Origin of the sequence: Aidingimonas halophila, assembly GCF_900106955.1 — a bacterium.
GTDB classification, from domain to species: Bacteria; Pseudomonadota; Gammaproteobacteria; order Pseudomonadales; family Halomonadaceae; genus Aidingimonas; species Aidingimonas halophila.
The window spans coordinates 255,529-280,494 of sequence record NZ_FNNI01000006.1; the positions used below are offsets into that span (position 1 = coordinate 255,529).

Here is a 24,966-nt window from a genome sequence, read left to right on the forward strand (position 1 = left end):
ATGGACACCGCCCGATGCCTGGTCAGGCAGGGCTGCGCCCTGCATCGCGGCCGAGACCGCACCTACGACACCCGGGCCGCATGTCGTGGCAATCAACTCCTGAACAGCCGTGAGTACTGGGTTTCGTGTAACGCACTGGCGAGCGCCAGGCCGGGTAATGCCGGTCCCAGGTCGTCATCATCGAGCGTCAGGGCCTTGTCCACCGCCGTCACCAGCGACGGCCTCAGTTGCTCGACCAGGCGTTGCGCTGCCGTGTGCCCAAGCGGTAACGCCTTGCACGCCACGGCAAGCTGGTTTTCCAGCCAGGCCCAGGCAAACCCGAGCAGGGTCTGGCGAACCGGGACATCCCGGCAATGGGCAGTCCAGGCAAAGACCGTGGCATAGCCGGCGCCGCCGGGAAGCGAGGGTGCCACCGGCAATCGATCCAGGCTCCTCAGCAAACGCGCCAGCGCCTCGCCGAGACGCCGGTCCTCGGCTGCCAGTTCCGCGGTTTCCCGATTGGCCTGCAGCCAATCATCCCAGAATGCGATAGCGTCACTGTCAGCCGCTGCCCAGGCATGTTGCTGACGTAGCAGAACCGGCAGCTCGCAATGTGTCAGACCGTCGTCGAGCACCCCCTCCAACCAGTCACCGAGGCTGGCCTCATCGGTCACCCAATCCAGCTCGAAGGCACTCTCCAGGCCCTGCGACCAGGCAAACGCGCCGATCGGCAGCGCCGGGCTGACGAGTTGCAGCAACCCCAGCAGCGCCAGGTCGTCGTCTCGACGAAGAGGTTCATCAATGGGCATGGGCCTCCCCCTCTGCATGGTGGTGTGCATGCGAATGGTGGTGACCCTGATGGTGGCCACCCTGGGAATAGGCCCCCGGCTCCGGATCGAACGGCGCGTCATGATGATCGAGCGTCGCCCCCAGGCGCTCGGCCAGTTCCTCGAGGACATGATCGGGCGGGAAACGTACCCAGCCCCCCTGCTCATCCTCTCCCAGGGCTAACTGCACATGACGATTGCCCAGATGATAGGCGAGCCGCGCCAGTGGCAGGCCGGCCTCGGTCCGGGCCGTCACGACCGGTTCGTCGGCTGCCCTGACGAGAATCACTTCGCCACTGTCGGCACGTAGCCCTTCCCCGTCTCGCAACACCGGGCCGCGATCCAGGAACAGGCCAAGCTCACGCCCGGTATCGCTTCTTGCCTTGAAGCGGCCGCGCGTGCGCGACTCGAACGGCAACGTCAGGGTGTCGCCTGCCTGGTCGTGCTCGATGGCCCCCAGGCGTTCGATGAGTTTCAGCATTGCTATTACCTCTTCGCTGGCCGCCAGCCTTGCCCTCGCTCAACGCCACGTGACCTAAACCCTGCCCCCTCGGTCGGACTCCTGCGGTCGGGTCGCTTCGCCCGTGGGGGCAGCGGTCACGCGAGGTTTCGCGATGACAAGCTGGCTTGGCGATGTTGTCATGGCTCAAAACAGGTGGTAGCGCTGCGCCAGCGGCAGTTCGTTCGCCGGCTCGCAGGTCAGCAACTCATCATCGGCACGCACTTCGTAGGTCTGCGGGTCGACACTCAGCTTGGGACAGGCATCATTGAGCTTCATGTCACGTTTACGCACGCTGCGAACGTCACGACATGCCGATAATTGACTGCGCAATCCCAGTCGGTCGCCGATACCGGCATCCAGCGACGCCTGACTGACGAAGGCGAGCCTCGTCCGGCTCGGGGCCCGACCGAAGGCACCGAACATGTAGCGATAGTGAACGGGTTGCGGTGTCGGGATCGATCCGTTGGGATCCCCCATGGGCGCGGCGGCGATCATGCCGCCCTTGATGATCATGGCCGGTTTGGCACCGAAAAAGGCCGGATCCCACAGCACCAGATCAGCCAGCTTGCCGACTTCGATCGAGCCGACATCATGAGCGATACCATGCGTCAGTGCCTGATTGATGGTGTATTTCGCAATGTAGCGCTTGGCACGAAAGTTGTCGGCGCCGAGCGCCTGGTCTTCCGGCAACAGGCCACGTTGTACCTTCATCTTGTGGGCGGTCTGCCAGGTCCGGCAGATCGATTCGCCGACCCGTCCCATGGCCTGGGAGTCCGAGGCGATCATCGAGATCACCCCCATGTCGTGAAGGATATCCTCGGCAGCGATGGTTTCGCGACGGATCCGTGAATCGGCAAACGCCACATCTTCGGGAATGTTCGGGTCCAGGTGGTGGCAGACCATCAGCATGTCGAGATGCTCGTCGATGGTATTCACCGTATAGGGTCGGGTCGGATTGGTCGACGACGGCAGCACGTTGTCGCGAGCACAGGCCGTGAGGATGTCCGGCGCATGGCCGCCCCCCGCCCCTTCGGTGTGATAAGTGTGGATACAGCGATCCTTGAAGGCGGCCAGCGTATCCTCGACGAAGCCGGATTCATTGAGCGTATCCGTGTGGATCGCAACCTGCACGTCGTAGCGTTCCGCCACCCCCAGGCAATTATCGATCGCGGCCGGCGTCGTCCCCCAATCCTCATGCAACTTGAGCCCCATCGCACCGGCTTCCAGTTGCGATTCCAGTGCCTCGGGCAGGCTGCTGTTGCCCTTGCCGAGAAAGCCGATATTCATCGGCATATCGTCGACCGCCTGCAGCATCTTGCCGATGTGCCAGTCACCCGGTGTACAGGTGGTGGCATTGGTGCCGGTCGCCGGGCCGGTGCCGCCACCCAACATGGTGGTAATACCGCTCATCAGCGCTTCTTCCACCAGTTGCGGACAAACGAAGTGGATATGCGCGTCCAGCGCACCGGCGGTCAGAATCTTGCCTTCACCGGCGATGATCTCCGTACCCGGGCCGATGATGATTTCGACATCGGGTTGCGTATCCGGGTTGCCGGCCTTGCCGATGGCGGCGATACGACCGTGCTTGATACCGACATCGGCCTTGACGATGCCCCACCAGTCGAGGATCAGGGCATTGGTGATGACGCTATCCATGACCTCATCGCCAACGCGCTGGCTTTGCCCCATGCCATCGCGGATCACCTTGCCGCCACCGAATTTCACTTCGTCGCCATGATGCGTGGCATCACGCTCGACTTCGATCCACAACTCGGTGTCACCCAGCCGAACCCGATCGCCGGTCGTGGGGCCATACATATCGGCATAGGCTTGACGCGTTATCTTCATGATTGACCTCCCGAACGGTCCAGTTCGCCCATGACCTCCCCCCGAAAGCCGTAAATCCGGCGGGACCCGCTATAAGGAATCAGCGTGACCTCCCGGGTCTGGCCGGGTTCGAAACGGATAGCGGTCCCCGCCGCGACATCGAGACGGTAGCCGCGTGCCTTGGCACGATCGAAGGTCAAGGCGGGGTTCGCCTCGGCAAAATGGTAATGCGACCCGACCTGGATGGGACGATCGCCGGTATTGGCGACCTCGACGGTGATTCGCTCGCGACCCGCGCAGAGCTCGATATCACCGTCCTGCAGTTGATATTCACCGGGAATCATGGCGCCTCCTTACGAGGTTGCTGAAATGAGCGAGCGCAGCCATTTCGTACTCTGTTAGACAATGGGGCTATGTACGGTCACGAGTTTGGTGCCGTCGGGGAAGGTGGCCTCCACCTGGACCTCGTCCACCATCTCGGCGACCCCCTCCATCACATCGTCACGGGTCAGGATTTCACGGCCGTAACTCATCAGCTCGGCCACGCTTGTGCCATCGCGTGCACCTTCGAGAATCTCGAACGTGATGAGCGCAACCGCCTCGGGATAGTTGAGTTTCAAACCGCGCGCCTGGCGGCGTTCGGCAAGCTGCGCTGCAGAAAACAGCAGCAGCTTGTCCTTGTCTCTCGGGGTGAGTTCCATCAGCGGATCTCCCTCTATCGAATGTTCAGATACTGATGCTTGCCGTTTTCATGGGCGACTGATGTCGCTCCTACGGGTGGCCAGAAGCCGGTGTCGTGGGAGCGGTTTCAACCGCGATGCAGGGCGCGAGCCCTGCTCTGGATGTTGCTATGTCAACCATATCCTCGGCACACAGGCCTGCTGCCCCGTCATCATCGGACGCAACACCTCCCAGGCAAGCTGACAGATATCCCAGGCTTCATTGCGTTCGTTGCCCAGGTAGCGCAGCAGGACCACACCGTGGCGTCGGGTGATTGCCCATCGACTGGAAACCGGCACCGCCGCGCGTATGGCCTCGATCGCTGCCGCTTCATCGGCGAGTCCCACCACCCAGAGCGTCGCCTGGGACGTGGCACCACCCTGCCCCCACCGGCCATGGAAACGCGGGTGATTCGGATCGAGCGGCTGACGTTCCAGCCACAGGGGGCGTCCGTTCTGCATCAAGCGAAAGCGCTGCTCGATACGACCACTGACGAACGGAAGGTCACTGGCGGGACGTCCCAACGCCATGATTTCCCAGCCTACGCACTGTGCTCCCGGGGCCAGTTCCACCGTCGTCGACTGGGTGCCACGTGAGCCGTCGAAGGCGATGGTTTCCTGAGGCAGCCATTCCAACAAGCCGCCGGGCTCGACCTGCAGGTGGGTTCGCTGATGCCAGGCCACCCCCTGACTGTCGGCCCGGTAGAGCTTGTTGGCGGCCGGCGTGGTGAGCAAGGCATGAGCATCCGTCGCTACCGAAGCGTTGATCGATAAGGCATCGCCACTCACGAGCCCGCCGGGCGGATGCAGCAGGTAGACATGGCAAGCCCCCTGACGGCCCTCGGGATAAAACGGCCGCTGGACGCGCAACGGTCCCTGGTGCCGCGCATGCGACAGACACGTCTTTGACTCGCCATGCGCCTGCCGTGCACGAAAGACCAGGTCGAGCGAAGCCGACCAGTGGCGTTGCGCGTCGAAACGGTGGCCGGTATCGGAGTGCTTCGCTGCCATCTCGGGAATCGGTGTCGCTAGTGTCGTCATACCGTCAGATACCGCGTGATCAGATCGTCGGAAAGTTCGTCGATACCGCCCTTGGCCACGTGACGACCACGATCCATGATCATGAATCGGTCGGCATATTTACGCGCGAACGGCAGTTTCTGTTCCACCAGCAGCACGCTGAGACCGTCTTCACGAATCAAGGTACGAATCACTTCGCCGATCTGGGCCACGATGTTGGGCTGAATGCCCTCTCCGGGCTCGTCGAGAATCAGCAGGCGTGGCTCGATCACCAGCGCCCGGCCGATCGCCAATTGCTGCTGCTGGCCGCCCGACAGGTCGCCACCCCGCCGGTGGCGCATGTCGTGCAGGACCGGAAACAGCTCATGAATCCGTTCGGGGATTTTCTGTTTGCCATCGGCGCGAGCGGCGAGGCCGGTGCGAAGGTTCTCTTCCACGGTCAGCAACGGGAAGATCTGCCGACCTTGCGGCACATAGCCGATACCCAGTCGTGAACGCTCCTCGATGCGCTTACGGGTCAGTTCCACATCGTCCGCGAACAGAATACGACCGCTGCGCGTGGACTCCTCGCCCATCACGCATTTGAGCAGCGTGGTCTTGCCCACACCGTTGCGGCCCATCACACAGGTACACTCACCCTGAGGGACATCAAGATCGAGATCCCAGAGCGTATGGCTCTCACCGTAATAGTGGTTGAGCTTGTCGACCTTGAGCATCAGGCAGCCTCCTCGCTTTCCCCGAGATAGACTTCGATCACCCGGGGATCGCTTTGCACTTGATCCATGCTGCCTTCCGCCAGAACGCTGCCCTGATGCAGCACGGTCACCGTACGCGCGATCGAGCGCACGAACCCCATGTCGTGCTCGACCACGACCACCGACTGCTTGCCGGCCAGACTGGTCAGCAGTTCCGCGGTGCGCTCCATCTCCTGCTCCGTCATGCCGGCGACCGGCTCATCGACGAGCAGCAACCGCGGCCGTTGCATCAGCAGCATGCCGATTTCCAGCCACTGTTTCTGGCCATGGGAGAGAATGCCCGCCGGCTGGGCCTGCTGATCAGCCAGTTGGATCATCGTCAACACTTCCTCGATGCGGTCGCGGACGTCCCCGGTCAGGCGAGCCGTCAGCGTGGGGATGACGCGCTTGTCGGCCGTCATGGCCAGCTCCAGGTTCTCGAACACGGTCAGCGCCTCGAACACCGTCGGCTTCTGGAACTTGCGGCCGATGCCGAGCGACGCGATTTCCGGCTCGTTCATGGTCAGCAGGTCGTGCCGACTGCCGAACCAGACGTCACCGGTATCCGGACGCGTCTTGCCGGTGATGATATCCATCATGGTCGTCTTGCCGGCCCCGTTGGGACCGATGATGCAGCGTAGTTCGCCATCGTCGATGGTCAGATTGAGGTTATCGATGGCCCTGAAGCCGTCGAAGCTAACCGTGACATCCTCCATATAGAGGATCGGTCCGTGGCGCACATCGACCGGCGAGATGGCCGGTGCCAGGAACTCGAAGACGCGGTCTCGCCTGGCCATGGATTGCCAAAGGTTCATGCCGGCACCTCCGTCGTGTCCGATTCGTTACGTTGCTTACGCCGATACGCGAGCACACCGGCGATCCCTTTGGGCAGCAGCACCGTCGATACCACGAACAATCCCCCCAGGGCGAACAGCCAGGCATCGGGCATGACGCCGGTGAAGACCGTCTTGGCATAATTGACCAGGATCGCCCCGATGACGGCACCGTACAGCGTCGCCCGACCGCCCAGCGCCACCCAGACGACGATTTCGATGGAGAACAGCGGTTCGAATTCGCTGGGATTGATGATGCCGACCTGAGGCACATAGAGCGCCCCCGCGACACCGGCCAGCATCGCCGAGACGACGAAGACGAAAAGCTGTACCCGTTCGACGCGATAGCCCAGGAAGCGGGTTCTGGCCTCGGCATCGCGAGACGCGACGCAGACACGCCCCAGTTTGCTGGCAACGATCGCCCGACACAGCACATACCCAAGGGCCAGTGCCACCCCGGAAGCAATGAACAAGCCCAATCGCGTCGCGCCACTGCGCAAGTCGAAGCCGAGAATGTCGTAGAAATCGGTCAGGCCGTTATTGCCGCCGAAGCCCATTTCGTTGCGGAAGAATGCCAACATCAACGCAAACGTCATGGCCTGGGTGATGATCGACAGATACACCCCGGTCACCCTGGAGCGGAAGGCCAGATAGCCGAAGACCAGGGCCAGTGCCCCGGGCGCCAGCAGGACCATCAGGAAGGCGAACCAGGCCATGTCGAAGCCGTGCCAGTACCAGGGCAGCGACTCCCAATTGAGGAACACCATGAAATCCGGCAATACCGGGTCGCCGTAGGTCCCCCGATCCCCGATCTGGCGCATCAGGTACATGCCCATGGCGTAGCCGCCCAGCGCGAAGAAAGCGCCGTGCCCGAGGCTCAGAATCCCGAGATATCCCCAGACCAGATCGACGGCCACCGCCAACAGGGCATAGCAGAGATACTTACCCAGCAAGCCCACGGTATACCCCGACACGTACAACGGGTTCTCCGGTGGAAGCGCCAGATGCAGGATCGTCACCAGGGTGACGGCCAGCACCAGGATCAGCAGGAACAGTCGGGTCGAACGTTCATTGAAAGGTCTAGATAACCACATGACGGTTTAGCCCTCCGCTGCCCGGCCCTTCTGCGGGAAGAGTCCGCGGGGGCGTTTCTGAATGAACAGGATGATGAAGACGAGCACCAGAATCTTGGCCAGGACTGCACCGGCCCAGGGTTCAAGAATCTGGTTGATGACACCCAGCGACAGGCCGGCCACCAGCGTACCCCACAGGTTACCGACGCCACCGAATACCACGACCATGAAGGAGTCGATGATGTAGCTCTGCCCCAGATTGGGGCCGACGTTGGTCAACTGCGCCAGGGCGACACCGGCCAGTCCGGCCACACCGGATCCCAGGGCGAAGGTCAGGATATCGACGCGCGTGGCGCGGATGCCCATCGACCGGGCCATGGCGCGGTTCTGGGTCACGGCACGCACCTCGAGTCCCAGCCGCGTACGCCGCATGATCAGAATCAACCCGACGAACACCAGCACGGCAAATGCCATGATGTAGAGACGATTGAGTGTCAATGACAGCGCATCGTTGATCGCCACCGAGCCGCTCATCCACTCGGGCGTCGTCACCGTGCGATTGAGTGGCGAGACCACGGTGCGCACCAGTTGCTGAAGAATCAGACTGACCCCGAAGGTCGCCAGTAGTGTTTCCAGCGGACGCCCCTTGAGGTGCTGGATGACACTGCGCTCGATGATCACGCCCACCAGGGCCGACACCAGAAAGCCCACCGGGATCGACAGCAGCACCGCCAGACCGGGATGTCCGGGCAGCAGTTGCTGCATCATCCAGGTGCTGTAGGCGCCCAGCATGATCAATTCACCATGCGCCATGTTGATCACGCCCATGACCCCGAAGGTGATCGCCAGCCCGATGGCGGCAAGTACCAGCACGGAGCCCATCGAGAGGCCGAAATAGAGGGTTTCGAGCCCTCGGTTGACCTTGAGCTTCTGCTCGATATCGACCAGGGCGGCGCGTGCGGCATCAGCCACCGCTCCCTCGCCCTCGGCGGCCCGGCTCAAGGCAATGCGAACATCACTGTTGAGACTGCCGGACAATGTCTCGACGGCGTCCATCTCCCCCTGTTCGAGACGATAGACCGCCAGGGCCTGATTCAGCCGGTTCCTGACATCCGCATCCGCTTCGTCATCCAGCCGCGATTCCAGGGAATCCGCAAGTTCGTCATCGACGTCACCGATCAGACCTTCGGCGGCATCGAGTCGCTCATCACGCTCACCGGTATAAAGCTCGACCATCGATAGCGCCGATCGCAACTGGCTGCGCAGGGCGTTATTGATATCGATACGTGACAGCTCCCGGCGGGAAATCTCACCGACATCTTCACCGGTCAGTGCATCTCTTGCCGGCCATTCGCGACCGACATTGTCGGTGATGATCACGAAACGGCCATCATCCTTGTGCCGTTGCAAGTCACCATCCAGCAGTGCCTGCAACCAGTCGTTGGCGCGCTCGTCTTCACTCTGGATGATCGCCTCGATGGCCTCCGCCTTGTCCTGGAAGGAGCGGACATCCAGCGCTTCCAGTAATGCCTGGCCGTCATCGGCATCGTCCTGTGCCATCGCCGCGAATGGCAGAGCGATCAGAAGAAGGCACAGCAACCACAGGTTGACGATCCTTGTCATGGCGGCATGACAGCGTGTCTGCCCCATCAATGTGCAAGGAATCCTCATACGGTTCTTCCTTTGAGTGGCGTGAACGAGAGTTATACGTATCGGTAGCGGGCCCGGCCATGCCGGACCCACCACGGATCAATCCTCGGAGAGAGCCTCTTCGGCCTGCTCCTCGGCATCGCTACCCATGCACTCGCCTTCTTCCACGTTGTAATTGCCGCACTCCATCGGCTTGCGCCAATCGGCAATCAAGTCACGAGAATCGGGAAGGTAGTCGGACCAGGCGTCGCCCGCCACGGTCGAAGGAGTTTCCCAGACGACGGCGAACTGGCCATTGTCCTGGATCTCGCCGACCATCACCGGCTTGGTGATGTGGTGATTCGGCATCATCGTCGCGTAGCCACCCGACAGGTTGGGCACGCTCACGCCGATGATGGCGTCCTTGACGGCATCGACATCGGTGGTGCCGGCCTTGCGCACGGCTTCGGTCCACATATTGAAACCGATGTAGTGAGCTTCCATCGGATCGTTGGTCACGACTTCTTCATCGTCGTTGTACTCGATCCAGGCATCGATGAAGTCGTAGTTGGCATCGGTATCCACGCTCATGAAGTAGTTCCAGGCCGCCAGATGGCCGACGAGCGGCCCGGTATCGATACCGGAGAGTTCCTGCTCGCCCACGGAAAATGCCATGACCGGGATATCCGCGGCATCGATGCCCTGGTTACCCAGTTCCCGATAGAACGGCACATTGGCATCGCCATTGATGGTCGAGACCACGGCCGTCTTCTTCCCTTCGCTGCCGAACCGCTTGATCTCGGAGACGATGTTCTGCCAATCGGAATGACCGAACGGCGTATAGTTGACCATGATGTCCTCGTCCGCCACGCCGAACTCATCCTTCAGATACGCCTCGAGGATGCGATTGGTGGTACGTGGGAAGACATAATCGGTACCGGCCAGGACCCAGCGTTCGACACCCACTTGATCGTGCAGATAATTGACGGCGGGGATTGATTGCTGGTTGGGGGCGGCTCCGGTGTAGAAGACGTTTTCCGACGATTCCTCGCCCTCGTACTGCACCGGATAGAACAGCAAGCCATTGAGCTCTTCCATGACAGGAAGCACCGCCTTGCGAGAGACGGATGTCCAGTTGCCGAAAATGACATCGACCTCTTCCTGCTCCAGTAGCTCGCGCGCACGCTCGGCAAACAGCGGCCAATCGGAAGCGGGATCGACGACGACCGGCTCCAGTTCACGCCCGAGCAGGCCGCCTCTCTCATTCTGCTGCTCGATGAGCATTTCCACGGTATCTTTCAAGGTCGATTCACTGATGGCCATCGTGCCGGAAAGCGAGTGCAGTATGCCGACCTTGATCGGATCGTCATCCTGCGCCAGGGCCGGAGTCGTGATACCGAGCGCCAACAGCGACGCGGTAATCCAACGGGGAGATGGGATGCGTTGGTACACGATGTTCTCCTTGCGATTGATTATTGTCATCACACCTGATCGGTATGGCCGAAAGGGTGCGCCAGCCATCAATCTTTGCAAGGGGTACGCCAGATGCCTGCACCATCCGAAAAAATTATTGAAAACCATGAAGATACAATAAAATCGACACAATCGAACGGCACTGGCAGGCACCAAGCTAGTGCAGTATGTTTGTGCACAAAACCGGGATGCACTGAAAGCGAGAGCCCTTATGCACCGACAATGTGCAAACGAGGAAAGGGAGCGAGAGAGACAGCAAAAAGGGCTGGTCCACAGTCCAGCCCTTTCGTTCAACAACAGGAGATCGCTATCGACACACGATAGTCGTCATCCGGCCTGACGCGCCTGGGCGCCCTTCACCGCCTTGCGCACCAACGGCCCTGCGACAGAGAGTACGGCAATGATCAGCAGGGTCAGGGAAATCGGCTGTTCGATGAACACCATCCAATCGCCGCCGGAAATCTGCAACGCCCGCCGCATCGACTGCTCCATGATACCTCCCAGAATCAAGGCGAGAATCATGGGCGCAGCCGGGAAACCGAACAGACGCATTCCCAGGCCCAGCAAACCGAAAGCGAGCAACAGAAGCAGGTCATAGATACTGAATGCCAGTCCATAGACCCCGATCATGCAGAAGATCAGGATCAGTGACAGCAGTAGCGCCCGTGGCAATTCGAGAATCTTGGCAATCAAGGGAATCAGCGGCAGGTTCAATACCAGCAGGAAGATATTGCCAAGATACATACTGGCGATGACACCCCAGAACACATCGGGACGATCCTCGAGCATGGCCGGCCCGGGCGTGATCCCCATGACCAGCAGGGCACCGAGCAGTACGGCCGTCGTCCCGGAACCGGGCACCCCGAGCGTCAGCAGCGGCACGAACGACCCGGTACAGGCGGCGTTATTTGCCGATTCCGGTGCGGCCACGCCTTTGATGTTACCCTGGCCGAAGGTGTCACCATCCTTCGCCAGGCGTTTTTCCATGCTGTAGCCCAGGAAGGAACCGATCGTAGCCCCCGCGCCCGGCAATACACCGGTGAAAAAGCCGAGAATGGAGCTGCGTCCTGCAACGGGAAGGATCTGGCGAGTTTCCGAGCGGGACAGCTTCAGTGAACCGATGGCGCTACGCGGCTGCTCCTTGCCACCGCCACCACGCAACAGCATGTAGAAGACTTCCGCCAGTGCGAAGATGCCCAGCGCCACCACCAGGAAGTCGATACCATCGAGCAGATGGGCGGAGCCGAAGGTGAAACGCTCGGTCGATGTCTGGTGATCGATGCCGACGAGAGACACCATGATACCGACGACACCGGAAATCAGCCCCTTGATCAGCGATTTGTCCGACAGGCTCACGACCGCCGTCAAGCCGAGCACCATCAACGCAAAATACTCGGCAGGCCCGAAGCTGATTGCCACCTTGGAAAGTAGCGGTGCCACCAGCATCAAGCCAATGACGGACAAGGTACCGCCGATGAACGACGAGTAGGCTGCAATGGCGAGAGCCTTGCCGGCGAGCCCCTTCCTGGCCATCGGGTAGCCATCGAAGGACGTGGCGACGGTGCCCGAAATGCCGGGCGCATTGAGAAGAATCGATGAAGTCGACCCGCCGAAAACGGCCCCGTAATAGACCCCGGCCATCAGGATAAGGCCCGACGAGGGATCCATGGAGAACGTGATAGGGATCATCAGTGCAATGGCGCTGATCGGTCCCAGGCCGGGGAGCATGCCGATGATCGTGCCGGCAAACACCCCGCAAAAGACGTAGACGATATTCATCGGGCTCAGGGCGATCCCGAACCCGTACATCAGGTTATTCAGTGCATCCATGGGAATCTCTCTTGCTGGCGTGCGTTGTCATGTGGGGGTTCAGATCGGCAGCACGCCCGGCGGCAGATGAACGTTCATGAATTTCGTCATGGTCAGGTACAGTGCCAGAACGACGCCGAGCGACACGGCCAGGTTGATGGCATGGCGACGATAGCCGTAATAGATGGTCAGCCCCACCGACAACAGTGTCGACGCCAGCACGAAACCCAACGGCTCCAGCAGCAACGCATAGGCGGCGATGGCAATGGCTGTGATGATGACTCGCGACCAGGGACGCAACAGAAGTGGCAATCGGGCGCTTTCGGCTTGTGCATCCGCATCGGGGATATCCCGTTCCTGAGGCTTCTCCAGAAACAGCATCCCGGACAGGATCAATAGTGAATAGCCCAGCACCTTGGGAAACATGTCCGAATCCACGGGTCGCGGCAAGGCGAACGCAGGAATCTGGTATGCCCCTATCAGGAAGATGACGGAAAAGACAGCGAGTATCAGAGCGAGAATCTGATTGACGTTGAGTCGTGACATGGACGTATTCCTGAGCGAGTTGGCTCAAGTCAATGAAATGCAAGGATGCGTTTCGACCCCGCAGCGGGGCCGAAACGCGTCGTGGGTACTTCAGCAACTATCAACGGGATCGATCAGCTCTCTTCATCGAGCAGACCCAGTTCCCCCAGGATGCCGCTGAACTCGTCAGCCTGGCTGTCGAGGAATTCACCGAATTCTTCGCTACCCTGATAGGCATCGATCCAGCCAAGCTTGTCGCGCTCTTCCGCCCAGCGATCGGTCTCGAGCATTTCCTTGAAGAGATCCTGATAGTAGGTCACCGCATCTTCCGGCATATCGGGCGGCCCCATGACGCCACGCCAGATATCGAAGGTGTAATCCACTCCCTGCTCTTCGAACGTCGCGACGTCACCCAAGGAGCCGCCCAGCCGGTCGGAAGAGGAAACGCCCAGAGCCCGGACATCACTGTCGTCGTCCTCGATCTGGCCGACAGCTTCACCAGCCCCGGTGACCACCGCTTCGACGTGCCCCCCCATCAGGTTGGTCATGGCATCGCCGCCACCGGAGAACGGCACATAGTTGACACTACTGGCATCCAGACCCGCGGCGTCCGCGAGGCCGGCCATGGCGATATGGTCCATGGAGCCGGGCGCACTGCCGCCGCCGACACTCAAGCCAGGATCTTCTTCCATGGCATCGAGCAGGTCATTGATGTCCTCGTAGTCGGAGTCGTCGGCGACCAGCACCGTCGCATAGTCGGTACTGAGTCGGGCGATCGGCGTGAAGTCGTTGTGGTCGTAGCGCGATGACTCGGTCAACGGCACGAGAATGATGGGGGGGCTGGTGGCGAACAGGGTGTGTGCATCGCCCTCGCGCTTGGCGATTTGCGACCAGGCGACGGCACCACCGCCCCCGGGAGTGTTGATCGGTGCGAATTCCTCGTCAGCAAGCCCCTCTTCCTGAATGACCCGCGATGAGGTGCGTACCAAGGTATCCCAGCCACCACCGGGGTTGGCCGGGGCGATGAACTCGACGGACTCGGACGGCTCGAAGGCAGAGGCCACGCCTGCCGTCAGCGTCAAGGACGTCGCAGCTAACAATGTGATTGGCGTTCTCATCGACATTGTTGTTGTCCCTTCTGGTTGATTGAAAATGTCGTCTCAACAACAAGCTTAGCAGCAGCTTGCAGGAATCCTGAACGAACCTTACAATTCTGTAAGGAAGAACTTCATTCCTTGGAATAGAAAGCTAGGTGGAATACTGGGTAGAGTCAACAGCGGCCTGCCCATTTAAAACCAAAGTCTAAGAGATGCCGCTGGGCAACCGGCGGCCTTTAAGGAACGATGACGACATGGCACAGGATCGCGTAGAAGCCGTCGAACGGGCCCTGACGATACTCGAAGCGTTCGATTCCGATCAGGAGCGATTCACCCTCACGGACCTGGCCAGTGCGACGGGCTATTACAAGAGCACGCTGTTGCGCTTGCTGGGTTCTCTGGAACGCTTTGGTTATGTTCAGCGCGGTAGCGACGGACGTTATCGGCTCGGCCACGCACCAATGCGGTTGGCCAGACGGCATCTGCCCAGCCGACGCCTGGAGGTCTGGTTGCAACCGACTCTCGACCGGCTGGTCGCGCAAAGTGGCGAGACGGCGTCGTTGATCGAAGTCAATGGTGGCAAGGCCGAGTGCCGCCTGGTAGCTCTTCCCGACACGGCGCTTCGTCATGACCTGCGTCCCGGTCAACGCTGGTCGGTCACCGACAGGTCTCCCGTGCTGGCGTTCGATGGCGGTATCATGATCGGCCGCTTCTTGCACGACACCGTCGAGGACGGCAACTGGTGGCTGACACTGTCCGGTCCGCAGGGGCGGCTCGATCAGACTCTCGCCACACGTTATCTCGATGCCGCCATCGCCGAACTCGATCGCCGCCCTTCCGAAAGTCAATCCGGAGAAGCGTGATATGAGCCTGTTGCTGGTGGAGGACGATGCGCTGCTTGCCGATACACTGGGTGACGCCCTGCGCCTGGAAGGCCATGATGTCGTCACCATCGATGACGGCGATCGTGCCCATGACGTCCTGTCACTACCCGACCATGGCCATGAGCTGATCCTGCTCGATCTGAATCTGCCCGGCAGAGGGGGCCTGGATGTATTGGCGACCTTGCGAACCCATGATGGCGAAACCCCCGTACTGATTCTGACGGCACGCGGCGCCGTCGAGGACCGCGTCCGCGGGCTCGACCTGGGGGCTGACGATTATCTGGCCAAGCCGTTCGCACTCGACGAACTGGAGGCCCGGGTTCGTGCACTGCTCCGCCGACATGCCCGTGGCGGGCCGTTACAGGTCGGTTCGTTGACCTTCGACAGCGTCACACAACGCTTCACACTCGATGGCGAATCGCTGGCCCTCCCCCCTCGCGAACAACGGCTGTTGACCTGCCTGATGTCGCATGCCGGCGAGCCGGTGGACAAGGCGCGTCTCGTACAGGAAGCCTTTGCCGACGATGCCGTGGGCGATAATGCCATTGAGGTATATATTCACCGGCTACGTCGCCGCCTGCGTGGTAGCCGGATCGACCTGCGTACCGTGCGCGGCCTCGGCTATTTGCTGGAGTCATCGTGAAAGCACCGGACAGTCTCTTCCGTCGGCTGCTATTGTGGCTCTTGCTGCCGCTATTGGCGTTGGGCGCACTCATGCTGGTACAGGCCTATCTCGACGCTCGCCGCACCGCTGATCGCGCCTTCGACCGTCTCCTGGAGGCGTCGTCGCAAGCCATTGCCGAGCAGGTGCAATGGCAGGATGAGCGCTTGTGGCTCGATCTGCCGCCGGCCGCCCTGGAAATGCTGGCAACCGACGCCGAAGAGCGCGTGTTCTATGCCCTTTATGATGATGATGGCGAATTCATCACCGGCAACGCACGGCTGCCTGGCGACCCCCGAAGCGACGATATCTCGGGCGAGGCCATGTACTACGACGACGTCCAGTGGCAGGACCTTGCCCTTCGTCAGGGGGTTCGTCGGACCCGATTGGAGGACTGGCGACAGCGCGAAGGATTCGAGGTTCGCGTCGCCCACACCCGTGAAGGTCGGGAACGTCTGACATGGCGCTTGTTCCTGGGCAACATGGCGTATATCGGGGCCATGGCGGTACTGGCCATCGCCGTCCTGTTGCTGGCCGTACGTTCGGCTCTACGCCCGCTGACCCGGTTGCGACGCGCCATTCGCCGCCGCGACCCACGCACACTGGCACCGCTGGAACTCCCGCTGCCTCGCGAGCTGGCGGAACTGCGCGAGACGCTCAACGAGTTGCTGGCCCGCATGCGTCGCGTTCGCGCCAACCAGGAACGGTTCATCGGCGATGCCTCGCACCAGCTTCGCACCCCGTTGGCCGGTCTCTCGGCGCGTGCCGAGCTGGCCTTGCGCCAGGACAACCCGGAGGTCTGGCGTGCCGCGCTCCAGGCCATGCAGACGACCAGCGCCAGTACGGCACGTCTGGCCGTTCAATTGCTGTCATTGACGCGGCTCAACAATCCGGAGGCCACGCCCGAACTTTCCGCCCTCGATCTCAATGACATCGCTAGACAAGCCGTACGCAACGCCTGGAATCGTTGTCATCGTGACGGCATCGATATAGGGGTCGACGTCTGCGACAGCCCCGTCACGATCGACGGCATCGATTGGCAACTGGAGGAAGCGCTGAGCAACCTGATCGACAATGCCGGTCGCTATGGCGCTACCCACATTACGGTGCGGGTCAACGCCACGCCCCCCGAACTCGTCGTGGAAGACAATGGGCCCGGCATACCGGCGGAACAACGCCTGCTGGTGCTGCGCCCCTTCCATCGCGGAGAAGAGAGTGGCGATGGTTCCGGCCTGGGATTGGCGATCGTCGATGGCATAGCACGCACGCATGGCGCCCGCCTGCGACTCGACGATGCGCGCCACGAGAGCGGACTCTGCGTCACCCTGCGATTCCCTGCACCGACCCCTACGGAGACCAAGCAATGAGAGTGTTCCCTATCGTCCTTTCGGGTTGGCTCTGGCTACTGCCGATCGTCGCCATGGCCGACGACGATAGCCTGCATTTTCCCGCCCGAGAGACAGACCGGGAAAACACCGAGCCCCGGGAGCTGATCATCCGCGGAGCGCTCGACGTGCCACAATTCGAACCGGTGCTGGAAGATTTCCACCAGCGCTATCCCGACATCGATCTTCATTATCGCAATTTCTCGACCCTGGCACTCCATCAACATTTCCTCGACGACGACACAGGTACCGATGTGGTGATCTCATCAGCCATGCCGTGGCAGTACCGGCTGGCCAACGACGGCCACGGCCGAGCGCTGGATTCGCCGGAAGCGATGGCATGGCCGGATTGGGCCCGCTGGCGGGATGAACTCTTTGCCGTGACATTCGAGCCGATCGTGATGGTCTACCACGAAACGCTGACCCAACGGTTCGACCACATCGAGAATCACGATGACCTGCTGTCGCTGCTCGAAGACGAGCGGGAAGCCCTGCAGGGCCGAGTCGTCACCTATGATCCTGCACGAAGCGGTGCCGGCTATACCTATGCCATCGAGGAATCGCAGCTGTCGCCACGCTACTGGGAACTGATTGCCGCCTTCGGCGACGTGAATGCAGACCTGGTGGGCACCACCGGCGAAATGCTGGAAGGACTGGCCGATGGCGAGTATCTGATCGGTTACAACCTGCTGGGAAGTTACGCTCGCGATTTTGTTCGCGACCATCCGCAATTGACCGTCGTGATACCCGACGATTATGCCCTGGTTGTCCAGCGACCGGTATTCATGGCAAAACACGCGCCCAATCCCCGGACGGCCGAGTTGTTCCTCAACTACCTGCTGAGCGAAGCGGGTCAACGCGTGCTTGCCGAACGCACTTCACTGGGCGCCGTTCATCCGGCGCTCGATGGTGACGGCACGGCCAGCGCCTTGCGTAAGCGGCTCGGCGATGCACTACGCCCCATACGACTCGGTCCCGGACTGCTCGCCACTCTCGACGACCTCAAGCGGGAAGCACTACTGAGCCGCTGGAATCGGGAGTATCAGCGCCAGCGCAACGATGAGGACTAGGGTCAGGCAGAGTTCGACTGCCGTTGCGGAGTGGGATGCTTGCCATTCTCCCATCCCTCGCTCGCGGCCCGACCTCCATCGAACCAGGACAGCGTATCGTGAAGCGCCACGACACCGCCGACGATAACCAACGTCGGCGGCGTGACACGCTCCCGATCGAGGGATTCAGGCAGAGCGGCCAATGTGCCACGATATATCCGCTGTCTGGCGGTCGTGCCCTGCTCCACCAGTGCCAGCGGCGTATCCCCGGCCAGGCCATGGGCCATCAGTTGCTCGCGAATGACATCCAATGTGCCCAGGCCCATATAGAACACCAAGGTCTGTCCGGCACCGGCCAGAGTCGACCAGTCCAGATCACAGCTGCCATTCTTGAGATGGCCGGTCACGAAACGCACCGACTGGGCATGGTCGCGATGCGTCAGAGGAATGCCGGCATAGGTACTACATCCTGATGCTGCCGTAATGCCGGGAATGACATCGAACTCGATACCGGCCTCCACCAGAGCTTCCAGCTCTTCACCACCGCGACCGAAGATAAAAGGGTCTCCGCCCTTGAGCCGCACGACACGTTTGCCCTGCCGAGCCCAATCCACCAGCGCCCGATTGATCCCGTCCTGAGGCAGACTATGCTTCGACCGCGCCTTGCCGACATAAACACGCTGGGCGTGAGAGCCGGCCAGTTCCAGAATTTCCTCACTGACCAGGCGGTCATGGAGTATCACGTCCGCGACCTGAAGGCGACGCAGGGCCTTGATGGTCAACAGTTCGGGATCGCCCGGACCGGCCCCCACCAGTGACACCTGACCGCGCGGGAAATCGCGCAGTCGATGCATGTGTTCGATGTCACTACGTGTCTTCACATGCTCATCCTCTTATAACGTTCGAGCCAATAAAATCCCGCTCATTATAGCCAACGATAAGGACATTGATGCGATTTGGCCAGTAACGCTTGATTGCATCGTTATAACGTCAGGCACCAATCGCCCACGCCCTCATTCGACCCGTGGTTGCCTCAGCCGAGGACTGGCAAGCTCGCCGGCGACTGTCGCCGCCACCAGTATCGTCAACAGCCAGGGCCATTGCGAGGCCAGATCGAGAGTCACGAGCCCCAGCGAATCGATGAAGATCAGCACGATCCCCAACGGACTGACATACCGTACCATGAACAACCAGATCGCATGCTGTACGGGTTTCAGGCCCAACTCAGAGCGGAAGATCTCATGACGTAGCAGGAAACCGGCCATCAGGGCCATGCCCAATCCGCCCAAGGGCATCATGAAGCGTGAAGTGAGGAAATCCAGCCAATCGAAAACATGCTTGCCTGCCAGAGTCCAGTCCGCGCCGATGTTGAACGACAGCATCGCCATCGTACTGACGACCCATAACAGGCTGCCGGCCCCCCAGGCCGCCTTGGCCCGCGAGATACCCTTGCTTTCATTGAGCCAGGCCACGGTGGCTTCGATCATCGAAATGGCAGACGTCAGCGCCGCCATCGACAGCATGGCGAAGAATATGATGCCGAACAACATGCCCAGCGGCATGCCCTGAAACGCCAGTGGCAAACTCATGAAGATCAGACCAGGCCCACTGGCCGGATCCATGCCATTGGCAAAGATCACCGGGAAAATCGCCAGCCCCGCCATCAGTGCGACAACCGTATCGGCGAGTGCGACGCTGACCGTCGTGCGGGCGATGGATCGCTCATCCGGAAGATAGGCACCATAGGTCAGTATGGCGCCCGAGGCCAGCGACAGCGTAAAGAAGGCATGTCCCAGGGCCGCCAGCAACCCTTCACTGGAGAGCTGACCGAACTCGAACGAAAACAGGAACGTTGCCGCCGTTCCGAATCCCCCCGAAAACGCGGCATAGACGATCAGCAGCGCCAGCATGATCACCAGGCCGGGCATCATCCAGCTGACACTGCGCTCGATTCCTTCGCGCACGCCCTTGCCGACGATCAGCATGGTTACCACCGTCACCAGCGTACTCCAGAAACCGAGATGCCAGGGATTGGCGTTGTTGGCCTCGAATATCCGTGCCATGTCATCGACACTGGCACCACTCACCCCCCCGCTCAGTGTCTTCCAGAGATAGGAGAACGACCACCCGGCCACAACGACGTAGAACGAGAGAATCATGAAACCGCAGAGCATCGCCATCCAGCCGAACAGCGACCAGCCTGCACCATGCCCCGATTCGCGAACGACCCGTCGGATGGCATCGATGGGACTCCCCCTGCCACGCCGACCGAACGCGATCTCGGCCATCATGACCGGAATACCGACAGCAAGAATGCAAAGCAGATAGACCAGCACGAAGGCGCCGCCGCCATACTCGCCGGTCATGTAGGGAAATTTCCAGATATTGCCCAGTCCAACAGCGGACCCCGTGGCGGCCAGCACGAACCCCCAGCGACCGAGCCATAGCGTTCTGGGGCGTTGTCTCGTTGTCATATCGCACCATCATGAATCATCGTCGAGGGCGCGATACTACCCGCAGATGGCGGCAACGTCGACCTGCCGGTCAGGGCAACATCGCTCCCGCCGCCAGACGCCAGGCGATAGCGGCCAGCATGATACCGATGACGCTGTCGATGACACGCCAAGCCCAGGGTCGGGTGAGTCGCGACGCCAACCACCCAGCGGCAGCCACCAGGCCGAAGAACCAGACGAATGACGCCAGGGCGGCGCCCAGGAAGAATCCCACCGGGCTGTGCTGTACGGCACCGATCGCACCCAACATGATCAAGGTTTCCAGATACACTTGCGGATTCAGGAGCGTGACGGCGAAGGCCGCGAGCAGGACGCGACGGCGTCCTCCCATCAGTTTGGCTTCCGGTGCCAGGGCGTGTGGCGTCATCGCGCGACGAAAGGCCAGAGCAGACTGCCACGCCAGAAACACCGTCCCACCCCATCGAGCCAACGCCATCATCCAGTCCTGCTCGGCAATCAGGGCACCCATGCCGAGCACCCCCAAGCCGACCAGCAGCCAATCGCAAATGGCACAGATCGCCGCTACCCACCATGCGTGTTCGCGTCGCAATCCCTGACTCAATACGAAGGCATTCTGTGCCCCGATGGCGACGATCAAGCCGCCGCCGACCATCAATCCATGAACTGCCGAAGCCAGCATCTTCCTCTCCACTCTCATCCGGCCACTCCCGGCATACGGCGCCGAGACTTTAATCTCTGGAGAGTTCAAGCTAGGCTGGTGGCAGAAATAAATGAAATTAATTCAGATAACCCGTTATTAACGAACCTAATGCTGGACTACAAGCTACTCGAAGCACTTGCCACAGTCGTCGATCAGTCAGGATTCGAACGCGCCGCTCGCCATCTCGGCCTGACCCAATCGGCGATATCACAGCGCATCAAACTCCTCGAAGCCCGACTGGGCCAGCCGGTGCTCGTACGCAGTCCCTCACTGGCACCGACCGCCATCGGACGGCAACTGCTCAATCATGTGCTGCAGGTCAGTCTGCTGGAACACGACCTGCTCAAACGGGTGCCGGCACTGGGGGAACGGGAACAGCGACTACGTCTGGCGATCAATGCCGACAGCCTGACGACCTGGTGGTCGGACGCGGTGGGCGAGTTCTGCCAACGGCATGATGTGTTGCTCGACATGGTCGTCGAGGACCAGGATGTGGCATTGAAACGCATGCGCGATGGCGAAGTGGCCGGGTGCGTGTGTGCCACACAGCGACCGGTCCAGGGAGCGCGCTCCTACCCATTGGGCGGGATGCGCTATCGGGCACTGGCGAGTCCGGCCTACATTACCAAGCACTTTCCGAACGGCATCACTCAACAGGCACTTCGCCAGGCGCCAGCCATCGTGTATGGCCCGGATGACCGGCTACAACATCGCTATCTGGAACTGCATGGCGTACGGGACCCGTTTCCGCATCACCTCTGCCCATCGTCACACGGTTTCGTACGGCTGGCACTGGCGGACATGGGATACGGCCTGTTTCCGGAGCACCAGGTCCACAGGGAACTGGCCGAAGGCAAACTCGTCGACCTCGACAACTCACGCTACATCGATGTGCCCCTGTACTGGCATCACTGGCGTCATGGGGGAGAAACGCTCGACGCGCTCACCCGACACCTGCTGTCGACCTGCCACCGCTGGCTGGCACCACTGGATGAAGGAGCACATTGAACGTCGCCGCCGGCTAGACAGTCCCCTGGCCCTGCAGGTCAGCATTGACACTATCGATCTTGTCCTGCATGTGTTGCTCGCGATCGGTCCGTGTCCCCAGTTTCAACGTCGTGGTAATGCGCGGCGCTCCCATGGCATGGACCTCTTCATGACAGCGCTTGACCGCCGCCATGACATCATCCCAGGGCCCCTCGATATTGGTACCGTACGCATGCATGTGATGATCGAGTCCCGCGTCTCGAATCACTCGCTGACAAGCCGATACATAAGCCGATACCGACACACCGACACCGAGTGGCACGATGCAGAAATCAACGATGACGTGCATAACCCACTCCTCAAGCGGTATCCTAAGGAAGAATTGACAGCGGTATAATATTGACACGATACGCTTTTCTCACTATTTCTCACAAGCGTGATCGCTGCAGGAACAGGAGGCCTCATGACCAGTGATCCTCGCGTCGGTCCCATCGCCCTTCCCGATACCCGGGCCAGACGCGTAGTGGAACAACTTCTGGACGGGTCGGGCGTCGAGCTCAATGGCGACCGCCCTTGGGACATTCGTGTGCTGCACCCCGATTTCTTCTCACGTGTTCTGCATCAAGGCACGCTGGGGCTGGGTGAATCCTACATGGATGGCTGGTGGGAATGTGATCGTATCGACGAATTCGCGCACCGATTGCTGCGGCACGGCCTGGCCAATCGAGCGCACTCCACCGCCAAGCGGCTTTTGTACCGCTTGCAGAGCGGGTTCTTCAATTTCCAGAGCAAAGCACGGGCTTATATGGTCGGGGAGGCCCACTACGATCTGGGCAATGACCTGTTCGAGCGTATGCTCGACCCGACCATGTGCTACTCCTGTGGTTACTGGCATGACGCTGATACGTTACACGATGCTCAGGTCGCCAAGCTCGATCTGGCAGCTCGCAAGCTCGGTCTGGAATCCGGTATGCGGGTCCTCGACATCGGTTGCGGCTGGGGCAGTTTCGCCGAGCATGCCGCCCGTCGTTACGGAGTGGAAGTCACCGGCATCACCATCTCCAAGGAGCAGGCTGCCTTTGCCGAAGCGCGCTGCCAGGGACTGCCGGTCGATATCCGGCTGATGGACTATCGTGATCTGGACGGACAGTTCGACCGCATCGTCTCGATCGGCATGTTCGAACATGTCGGGCACCGTAACTACCGCACCTACTTCGACACCGTGGAGCGTCTGCTGGATCCCGCAGGGTTGTTCGTCCTGCACACCATCGGTTCGAACACGTCGAAAATCAGCGTCGATCCCTGGATCAACAAGTACATCTTCCCCAATGGCGTGCTGCCCTCGATCGAACATATCGCCAGAACGACCGAAAACCGTCTGCTGATGGAAGATTGGCAGAATTTCGGCCCCGATTATGATCGGACCCTGATGGCGTGGCTGGAGAATTTCGACACGCACTGGCCCGAGATCGCGCACAACTACAACGAACGCACCCGGCGCATGTTCCGTTACTATCTCTCCGTATGTGCCGGCGGTTTCCGCGCCCGCCACCTGCAACTCTGGCAAGTCGTGTTTTCGAAATGGCGAGCCGGCCGCTACGACGCCCCCCGCTGAACGACGACAACGCGCTGAACGCATGCAGGATGTAAGATATCTCTTACATCCTGTGTGTAATAACACAAGGCCCGGCTTGGGCGTATATTAGCGCGTTGACCTATAACACTCAGTCTGCACCTCAACGGCGTGAAAACGCCATGTTGACCATAGAAGGAAGGCGTTTCGCGAGGTTCAGGCTCGGCACAATAATACATAATCCAGTGCTGCAGGATGCCGCAGGGAACCAAGCCTATGCCTGCCGATCATATGCTACCGGCCGATGACCGTGACAGCCTCGAGCAATTGAAGATCATGACCGAGCGTATCCCCGGCATGATATTTCAGTTTTTTCGCAGTACCCAGGGAGCTATGTCGTTTCCCTACCTGGCCGGCAGTGGCGCCCTGCTCGGTGAGGCGGACAAGCGCCTGCTGGCTGAAGACGCCAACCATGCATTCGAACGGATCGATTCCGAGGACTTTCCCCAGCTGATGACGGCGATCGAACGCTCGGCTCACCAGCAAACGCCTCTGGCAACTCAGTTCCGACTGCGCTGGAACGCTGACAGTGTCCGCTGGATTGCTGCACGAGCCCAGCCGGAACGTCGTCGCAATGGCACGTTATGGCACGGAGTGATGCTCGACATCAGCGAGCAAGTCGCGCACGAGGCCCATCTGCGCCGACTGTCGGATACCGATGCCTTGACCGGTCTGGCGAATCGACGCAAGTTGATGAAACGTCTCGACGAAGAAATTGCCAAGAGCAATCGGTATGGCACACCTTTATCATTGATGCTGCTCGACCTGGATCATTTCAAGCAGGTCAACGATACCTGGGGACACCTGCAGGGCGATCAGGTATTGGCCGAATTCGGTTCACTATGCACCGGGCTGATACGTACCGAAGACACCCTGGCCCGGCTCGGCGGCGAAGAGTTCGCCATCCTCCTGCCATTGACTCCCCAGTCGCACTGTCAGGCGCTGGCCGAACGGCTACGGCACCACATCGCCGGCCACGATTTCGGTATCGGGCAGGGAAAAGTCACGGCCAGTATCGGCGTTGCGGAACACCGGGTCGGTGAATCCCGGGAGCGACTCATCGACCGGGCCGATAATAGCCTTTATATCGCCAAGGAACAGGGCCGCAACCGGGTCATCAGTTGTACTGTCACCGCTATCGGTTGA

At 60.7% G+C, this 24,966-nt stretch carries 25 protein-coding genes; 7 read left to right on the forward strand and 18 right to left on the reverse strand.

Translation table 11 applies throughout. The annotated features are described in order from the left end of the window. Positions 1–92: 92 nt before the first annotated feature. The 14 genes from BLW01_RS13015 to BLW01_RS13080 all read right to left on the reverse strand — a co-directional run bounded on the left by BLW01_RS13015 (position 93) and on the right by BLW01_RS13080 (position 14,074). Positions 93–788, reverse strand: coding sequence for an urease accessory protein UreF (locus BLW01_RS13015; protein ID WP_092570401.1), 696 nt, complete (start codon positions 786–788; stop codon positions 93–95). Then, complete coding sequence (gene ureE / locus BLW01_RS13020; protein WP_092570403.1) at positions 778–1,287, reverse strand: urease accessory protein UreE; 510 nt, start codon at positions 1,285–1,287, stop codon at positions 778–780. Before ureE ends, BLW01_RS13015 begins: the two co-directional genes overlap by 11 nt. 165 nt (positions 1,288–1,452) lie before the next feature. Then, complete coding sequence (gene ureC, locus BLW01_RS13025; RefSeq protein ID WP_092570405.1) at positions 1,453–3,156, reverse strand: urease subunit alpha; 1,704 nt, start codon at positions 3,154–3,156, stop codon at positions 1,453–1,455. Further along, the gene (locus BLW01_RS13030) at positions 3,153–3,479 is read right to left on the reverse strand and encodes an urease subunit beta (RefSeq protein WP_092570407.1); all 327 of its coding nucleotides are present in this window, start codon (positions 3,477–3,479) and stop codon (positions 3,153–3,155) included. Before BLW01_RS13030 ends, ureC begins: the two co-directional genes overlap by 4 nt. A 54-nt stretch (positions 3,480–3,533) precedes the next feature. Beyond that, positions 3,534–3,836, reverse strand: a complete 303-nt coding sequence (locus BLW01_RS13035) for an urease subunit gamma (protein WP_092570408.1) — start codon at positions 3,834–3,836, stop codon at positions 3,534–3,536. A gap of 147 nt (positions 3,837–3,983) precedes the next feature. Then, entirely contained in the window at positions 3,984–4,895 is a 912-nt protein-coding gene (locus BLW01_RS13040) for an urease accessory protein UreD (protein ID WP_229806458.1), read from the reverse strand. After that, positions 4,892–5,590, reverse strand: coding sequence for an urea ABC transporter ATP-binding subunit UrtE (urtE, locus tag BLW01_RS13045; protein WP_092570410.1), 699 nt, complete (start codon positions 5,588–5,590; stop codon positions 4,892–4,894). Before urtE ends, BLW01_RS13040 begins: the two co-directional genes overlap by 4 nt. Beyond that, positions 5,590–6,423 carry an urea ABC transporter ATP-binding protein UrtD gene (gene urtD, locus BLW01_RS13050; protein WP_092570411.1) on the reverse strand — a complete coding sequence of 278 codons (834 nt, stop codon included), beginning with the start codon at positions 6,421–6,423 and terminating at the stop codon, positions 5,590–5,592. Before urtD ends, urtE begins: the two co-directional genes overlap by 1 nt. After that, positions 6,420–7,535, reverse strand: coding sequence for an urea ABC transporter permease subunit UrtC (urtC, locus tag BLW01_RS13055; protein WP_092570413.1), 1,116 nt, complete (start codon positions 7,533–7,535; stop codon positions 6,420–6,422). The genes urtD and urtC overlap by 4 nt, the downstream gene beginning before the upstream one ends. Positions 7,536–7,541: 6 nt before the next feature. Further along, entirely contained in the window at positions 7,542–9,137 is a 1,596-nt protein-coding gene (gene urtB / locus BLW01_RS13060) for an urea ABC transporter permease subunit UrtB (RefSeq protein WP_092570615.1), read from the reverse strand. 126 nt (positions 9,138–9,263) lie between these two features. Beyond that, the gene (gene urtA / locus BLW01_RS13065) at positions 9,264–10,625 is read right to left on the reverse strand and encodes an urea ABC transporter substrate-binding protein (protein WP_092570415.1); all 1,362 of its coding nucleotides are present in this window, start codon (positions 10,623–10,625) and stop codon (positions 9,264–9,266) included. Positions 10,626–10,943: 318 nt separating this feature from the next. Next, complete coding sequence (locus BLW01_RS13070; protein WP_092570417.1) at positions 10,944–12,446, reverse strand: tripartite tricarboxylate transporter permease; 1,503 nt, start codon at positions 12,444–12,446, stop codon at positions 10,944–10,946. A gap of 39 nt (positions 12,447–12,485) precedes the next feature. Further along, entirely contained in the window at positions 12,486–12,971 is a 486-nt protein-coding gene (locus BLW01_RS13075) for a tripartite tricarboxylate transporter TctB family protein (RefSeq protein WP_092570419.1), read from the reverse strand. A 113-nt stretch (positions 12,972–13,084) separates the two neighbouring features. Then, the gene (locus BLW01_RS13080) at positions 13,085–14,074 is read right to left on the reverse strand and encodes a Bug family tripartite tricarboxylate transporter substrate binding protein (protein WP_092570420.1); all 990 of its coding nucleotides are present in this window, start codon (positions 14,072–14,074) and stop codon (positions 13,085–13,087) included. A 227-nt stretch (positions 14,075–14,301) separates the two neighbouring features. Between BLW01_RS13080 and BLW01_RS13085 the strand changes: the two genes are divergently transcribed. Genes BLW01_RS13085 through BLW01_RS13100 form a run of 4 tightly spaced genes read left to right on the forward strand, consistent with a single transcriptional unit; the run spans position 14,302 to position 18,047 of the window. Then, the gene (locus BLW01_RS13085; protein WP_092570422.1) at positions 14,302–14,910 is read left to right on the forward strand and encodes an IclR family transcriptional regulator; all 609 of its coding nucleotides are present in this window, start codon (positions 14,302–14,304) and stop codon (positions 14,908–14,910) included. A gap of 1 nt (position 14,911) precedes the next feature. Then, a complete protein-coding gene (locus tag BLW01_RS13090) occupies positions 14,912–15,574 on the forward strand; it encodes a response regulator (RefSeq protein WP_092570423.1) in 663 nt (220 codons plus the stop codon). Next, positions 15,571–16,959: a sensor histidine kinase gene (locus BLW01_RS13095; RefSeq protein WP_092570425.1), complete on the forward strand. Its 1,389-nt coding sequence runs from the start codon at positions 15,571–15,573 to the stop codon at positions 16,957–16,959. Before BLW01_RS13090 ends, BLW01_RS13095 begins: the two co-directional genes overlap by 4 nt. Next, a complete protein-coding gene (locus tag BLW01_RS13100) occupies positions 16,956–18,047 on the forward strand; it encodes an ABC transporter substrate-binding protein (protein WP_092570426.1) in 1,092 nt (363 codons plus the stop codon). Before BLW01_RS13095 ends, BLW01_RS13100 begins: the two co-directional genes overlap by 4 nt. Before the next feature lie 2 nt (positions 18,048–18,049). Here the strand turns inward: BLW01_RS13100 and cobA are convergent, their stop codons facing one another. The 3 genes from cobA to BLW01_RS13115 form a co-directional block, all read right to left on the reverse strand. After that, positions 18,050–18,880, reverse strand: coding sequence for a uroporphyrinogen-III C-methyltransferase (gene cobA, locus BLW01_RS13105; protein ID WP_092570617.1), 831 nt, complete (start codon positions 18,878–18,880; stop codon positions 18,050–18,052). Between the two features lie 159 nt (positions 18,881–19,039). Further along, complete coding sequence (locus BLW01_RS13110) at positions 19,040–20,500, reverse strand: sodium-dependent transporter (protein ID WP_092570428.1); 1,461 nt, start codon at positions 20,498–20,500, stop codon at positions 19,040–19,042. A gap of 70 nt (positions 20,501–20,570) precedes the next feature. Beyond that, the gene (locus tag BLW01_RS13115; RefSeq protein ID WP_092570429.1) at positions 20,571–21,179 is read right to left on the reverse strand and encodes a LysE/ArgO family amino acid transporter; all 609 of its coding nucleotides are present in this window, start codon (positions 21,177–21,179) and stop codon (positions 20,571–20,573) included. Between the two features lie 129 nt (positions 21,180–21,308). Here BLW01_RS13115 and BLW01_RS13120 point away from each other — a divergent pair, with 129 nt between their 5' ends. Then, a complete protein-coding gene (locus BLW01_RS13120; protein ID WP_092570431.1) occupies positions 21,309–22,208 on the forward strand; it encodes a LysR family transcriptional regulator ArgP in 900 nt (299 codons plus the stop codon). Positions 22,209–22,221: 13 nt separating this feature from the next. On the opposite strand, the gene BLW01_RS13125 is transcribed toward BLW01_RS13120, so the two are convergent. After that, positions 22,222–22,536 carry an MTH1187 family thiamine-binding protein gene (locus tag BLW01_RS13125; protein WP_092570433.1) on the reverse strand — a complete coding sequence of 105 codons (315 nt, stop codon included), beginning with the start codon at positions 22,534–22,536 and terminating at the stop codon, positions 22,222–22,224. A gap of 114 nt (positions 22,537–22,650) precedes the next feature. Between BLW01_RS13125 and cfa the strand changes: the two genes are divergently transcribed. Beyond that, positions 22,651–23,802: a cyclopropane fatty acyl phospholipid synthase gene (gene cfa, locus BLW01_RS13130; protein ID WP_092570435.1), complete on the forward strand. Its 1,152-nt coding sequence runs from the start codon at positions 22,651–22,653 to the stop codon at positions 23,800–23,802. A gap of 234 nt (positions 23,803–24,036) precedes the next feature. Next, positions 24,037–24,966 (forward strand): GGDEF domain-containing protein, encoded by a 930-nt coding sequence (locus tag BLW01_RS13135; protein ID WP_092570437.1) that lies wholly within the window; start codon positions 24,037–24,039, stop codon positions 24,964–24,966.